At 74.9% G+C, this 4,892-nt stretch carries 4 protein-coding genes; 1 reads left to right on the forward strand and 3 read right to left on the reverse strand.

Going from position 1 to position 4,892, the window contains the following annotated elements:
* Positions 1-125 precede the first annotated feature (125 nt).
* From ACFV4G_RS10815 to ACFV4G_RS10825, 3 genes are all read right to left on the reverse strand, one after another.
* Complete coding sequence (locus ACFV4G_RS10815; RefSeq protein ID WP_380438718.1) at positions 126-308, reverse strand: hypothetical protein; 183 nt, start codon at positions 306-308, stop codon at positions 126-128.
* A 130-nt stretch (positions 309-438) separates the two neighbouring features.
* Positions 439-1,641: an MAB_1171c family putative transporter gene (locus tag ACFV4G_RS10820; protein ID WP_380438720.1), complete on the reverse strand. Its 1,203-nt coding sequence runs from the start codon at positions 1,639-1,641 to the stop codon at positions 439-441.
* Positions 1,642-1,836: 195 nt separating this feature from the next.
* Complete coding sequence (locus ACFV4G_RS10825) at positions 1,837-3,306, reverse strand: serine/threonine-protein kinase (protein WP_380438722.1); 1,470 nt, start codon at positions 3,304-3,306, stop codon at positions 1,837-1,839.
* 382 nt (positions 3,307-3,688) lie between these two features.
* Here ACFV4G_RS10825 and ACFV4G_RS10830 point away from each other — a divergent pair, with 382 nt between their 5' ends.
* Complete coding sequence (locus tag ACFV4G_RS10830) at positions 3,689-4,801, forward strand: peptidoglycan-binding protein (RefSeq protein ID WP_380438724.1); 1,113 nt, start codon at positions 3,689-3,691, stop codon at positions 4,799-4,801.
* The last annotated feature ends 91 nt before the right edge of the window (positions 4,802-4,892 follow it).

Here is a 4,892-nt window from a genome sequence, read left to right on the forward strand (position 1 = left end):
ACACAATATTATTCTTCTTGAGTGCGTGTATTTTTTTTTTCATCTCCCCGACTCCCCGTCTGTGCCGGCCGGGCGCGGCCCCCCCCCGGGCCCCCCCCCCCCCCCCCACGGTCGTTGCGCGAGCCCTACCGCGGGCTGCTGGTGATGATCAATATCGCGAGCAGGATCCCGAAGCCGAGGTTCGCGATTTCCAGCCAACCGAAGATCTTGGCCCGCTTGGCGTACTTCTCGCGCTCGTACGGATCGACGGCGGTTCTGGCGCGGTTGCGGTTGGTGACCCACAGCACGATGAAGATGATGTCGAGCACGGCGAACTCCTGTGGGCCGATGGGATGTTGACGATCAGCCGAGGTGGGCGAGGGCCTTCCCGGGTTCGGGTTCAGGATGTCGGCGCACCAGGAGGGTGTCAACTGAGATAGATGCCAAGGGCTGCTAAATTTACGACAGTTGATGACTCGCCGCTTCGTCCTCGGGGAGCCCCGTGCGCACCTGAGCCACCACCGCCGAACGCGCGAACGCCCGCGACACCGTCACCAGCCAGGCCGTCTCGGCGGCGAGGTCGGCCGCGACCTCGCGCGGCGCGTAGCCCGTCCCGTCCGCGGACGGACGGTGCCCGGCCGCCGACGACTGCAGCGCGGCGGCCAGGACGGCCGCCTCCACGACGGCCGCGTCCCCGCCGCTCGCCGCCTCGGCCCACCCGGGCACCCGCGGATCGGCGTGCGCCCGCAGCGTCAGCTGACCGTCGCGGATCTCGATGACGCGCCGGTAGAGCGCGAACTCCGGGTTCCGCAGCGGCCCGCCGAGGCCGAGCACCCCGACCTCCGCGGTGAGCGAGATCTCCGGCACCGCCGAGTGCAGCGCCGACCACAGCGGTTCGAGCCGCCGGTAGTCCCGCCAGGCCCGCACCTGCCGCGCCGAGCGGGTCAGGAAGGCCGCCCACACCGCGAGCGTCATGCCGCCGATGCCGAAGAGCAGCGTGCCGAGGGCGAACGGGGCCGAGAAGGCGTCCTCCTCGATCTCCTGGCGGCCGGTCGTCAGCGTCTCCCACAGCGGCACGGCGCTCAGCGCCGACCAGGCGAACCCGCACGCCGTCCCGGCGACGATCAGCCGCAGCCCGGTCCGCGGCAGCCCGGGGGCGACGACCCCGGCGGACCGCAGGACCGCCAGGCCGAACACCGCGACGCACCAGCAGCCGTGCACGGTGAAGAGGGCGTTGAACAGCGTGAGCGGCAGGCGCCCGGCCGGGCCCGCCACCAGCTCGGGGCCCTCCGGCCGCACCCCGCCCACCACGTACGCGACCGCGCTCACCGCCATGACGAACGCCGAACCCACCGCCTGGCGCCGCACGGCGGCAGGGCCCGACGCCGCCGGCCGCACCGCGTACCCGAGCAGGGCGATCGCGCACTCCGCGCCGAGCTTGAGCTCGTAGCCGAGCAGCGGCACGCACCGCGCGACGGACTCCCACGGCACGGCGGCCCGGGTGGCCGGGGCGAGCACGGCGACGGCCGTGCCGATGCCGAGGATGAACACCAGCAGCCGGCGCTCGCCGGGGCGGCGGCACAGGCCGCGGGTCAGGACCAGCCGTGCGGCCGTCGCCAGCAGGGCCAGCGCGCAGACCAGGTAGTCGACGGTGCTGCTCACGGTGCCGTCCGGTCGGGATCGTCGGGGTGGTGGGGTGGTGCGAGACCGAGGACGGCGTCGAAGCTCGTGCCGCTTGCCGCCGTGGACATCGTCTCCCTCCCCGATCTCCCTACCCGACGGGACTGTCCGGACGCCCATGGTAGTGGCGGACTTCCAGGGCTTCCAGGCCACTTGACGGGTGGGGAGGAGCAGGCGTCAGACGGCCGCGGGGGTGGTCCGGCGCGCGGTGCGGACGTCCTGCCACACGAAGTAGGCGAGGTTGAGCAGCACCGCCGCGTGGAGCAGCCACCAGCCGGGGCCGAAGGAGATCGTGATGTGCGGCACCAGCGTGGGCGACACGGGGGCGAAGTCGGTGGGCCGCAGCGTCAGGTCGGTGGTGAGGAGGCGTACGAGGAACGCCGAGAGGCTCAGGTAGCCGAGGGTCCGGACGACCGGGTGCCGGCGGTGCGGCCGGAGGGCGGTGCAGACGAGGGCGAGGACACCGAGCAGCAGCCAGGGCCACGCGAGGAGGATGCCGTAGCGGGTCTCGGGGACTCCGGGGAAGGACAGGAACCCGAGCGCTTTGCCGAGCGAAACGTCGGCCGCCAGGTCGTGGCCGTTGGCGAACGTGCCGTTGAGGGTGGCGCCGGTCAGGGGCACCGCGCCGACGTACAGGGCCAGGCCGCCGAGGGGCGCGAGCAGGTACGCCGGGCTCCATCGCCGTGCCGGGGCCGGAGCGCGGGGCGGTACGGGGGGCGGGGGCGGCACGAACGTCGTGGCGGTCGCGGTGAAGGGAGCGGTCGGCGGCGCCGTGGGCGGGGCGGGCTGCTGCTGCAGGAACGCCGTGACCATGGCGGCGGCCTGCGGGCCGGTGAGGCGGTCGTCCGGGGCCTTCGTGAGCAGGCCGTTGATCAGCGGTGCCAGCGGACCGGCCAGTGCCATCGGCGGCGCCGTCTCGAACAGGAGCGCCGCGAGCGTGGCCGCCGGGGTGTCGCGGCGGAACGGCATCCGCCCCTCGACGGCCTGGTAGAGCGTCGCGCCGAGGGAGAACAGGTCGCCGGCCGCGGCGGCGGGGCTGCCGTGGGCGCGTTCGGGCGCGAGGTAGTCGACCGAGCCGATGAACATGCCCGAGGCGGTGAGCGCCGTCTGGTCCTGCTGCACGGCGATCCCGAAGTCGGCCAGCAGCACGCCGCCGCCGTCGGCCAGCATGATGTTCGCGGGCTTCACGTCGCGGTGGACGATGCCCGCCTCGTGCGCGGCGCCCAGCGCGGCGAGGACGGCCTGCGCGACCCGGGCCGCCTCGGGCGCCGGGAGCGGTCCGTCCTGGACGATCCGGTCCTCCAGGGAGCGGCCGACGATCAGTTGCATGACCGTCCAGGGGAGGCCGCCGTCCACCACGACGTCGTGGACCCCGACGACGTTCGGGTGGTCGCGCAGCCGCGCCGCGTGCTGGGCCTCCCGCTGGGCGCGCACCAGGCGCTCGTCGTGCTCCGCGGCCGAGGCGGCGGGCGGCAACTGGACCTCCTTGACGGCGACGTCGACGCCCAGCACCTCGTCGTGGGCCTGCCACACGCTGCCGAACCCGCCCGCCCCGAGGCGCCGCGCGAGCCGGTAGCGCCCGCCGACCAGCCGCCCCTCCCGCGTCGCCTGGTCGCCACCGCCGACGCCGTTCCCGCTCTCCGACACCGTCTCCCCGTTCCCGTGCACGCGGTCCGCCGCAGGGGTCCAGGACCGGCGATGGTGCCGGATCCGCGCTGCGGCGACGGGCCGTCGCACCGGCCCGGGCCACGATCATCCCAGCCGCGCGCGGGCCGGGGCACCCGGGGTCCGGATGGTCCGGACGGCCGCGGTGTCTCCAATCGGCGGCCGGCCGGAGTACCAAAGTCCCGGTCACCGGTGTGGGACGGGTGGGACGGACACGACCGGGCCTTGCGCCGACGCGGTCGCCCGGCAGACTGACGGGACCGGCGGCAGCGGGTCGATCCCCGCCGCCGGCTCCCGGCTGACGAATCATCGGAGACTCGCGCCGGAGATCCACGAGATCCTCACACACCAGGAGCACCCACCCGTGCGTACCCTCCTCCCCGCCCGCCGCCGGTTATCGCTGGGCCTGGCCCTGGCCGCCGCACTGACCGGTCTCGGCGCACTGACTGCCTCCGCCGCGACCGCCTCCGCCGCGCCCGCGGCCACCGCGCCGAGCCCGATAGCCCTGACCTCCTCCGCCTGTCCGGCGGACATCCGGCAGGGCGAGTCCGACGGCTGCGTCACCCAGCTCCAGCTGGAGCTCGACCGCACCGGCGCCACGATCGCCGTGGACGGCCGGTTCGGGGCGGCCACCCTGACCGCCGTCCGCGTCTTCCAGACGGCGCACGCGCTGGTGGCCGACGGCATCGTCGGCCCCGCCACCAAGGCGGCGCTCGACGCCGCGGCCGCGGCGGCCTCCGGCACCGTCGACCTGCGCACCCAGTGCGGCGACCTGCGGACCGGCGCGAGCGGACCGTGCGTCAGCACGCTGCAGACGATGCTGAACGCGCTCGGCGCCCGGCTCACCGTGGACGGGCAGTTCGGGCCGGCCACCGACACCGCGGTGCGCGACTTCCAGGCCTTCCACGGCCTGGCCATCGACGGCGTCGTCGGCCAGGGCACGAAGGCCGCCCTCTACAGCGGCAACGCCGGCTCCACCGGCACCCCGCCGCCGCCCGGCACCCCCGTCGACCCGGCCAAGGTCCTCGCCGCGGCCAAGGCCTTCCTCGGCGTCCCGTACGTGTGGGGCGGCGGCCACTCGCTGCGCGGCGAGGGCCCCGGCCCGTCGCTGGGCACGTGCGACGGCTACACCGGCTCGATCCAGCCCTGCCCGGCCGACACGACCGCCGGCGTGGACTGTTCGGGCCTGGTCCGCGCGGCCTACTGGTTCGGCGCGGGCTTCGACCTGGCCAACGGCGGCGACACGAACCAGCAGACGCTGGACCGCCACCTCACGCCGGTCACCGAGTCCCAGCGCCGGCCGGGCGACCTGGAGTACTTCGGCACGGACGCGCACACCACCACGCACGTCGTGCTGTACGCGGGCACCGACCCCGCCACCGGCGCGGACATGATGTACGAGGCCAAGGAGACGGGCACGGACGTCCACTACGTCGGCCTGCGCACCGGCGGCTTCTGGTACCACGTCACGGCCTGACGGCCGGGCACGCACGGCGCGGGGGGGGGCGGTCGGCGCCGCCCGCCCGCCCCGGCGGGCTCGGGGGGCGTCGGCGCCGCGCGCTCTTGGG

It is taken from the genome of Kitasatospora sp. NPDC059747, from assembly GCF_042732955.1.
Classification (GTDB): domain Bacteria; phylum Actinomycetota; class Actinomycetes; order Streptomycetales; family Streptomycetaceae; genus Kitasatospora.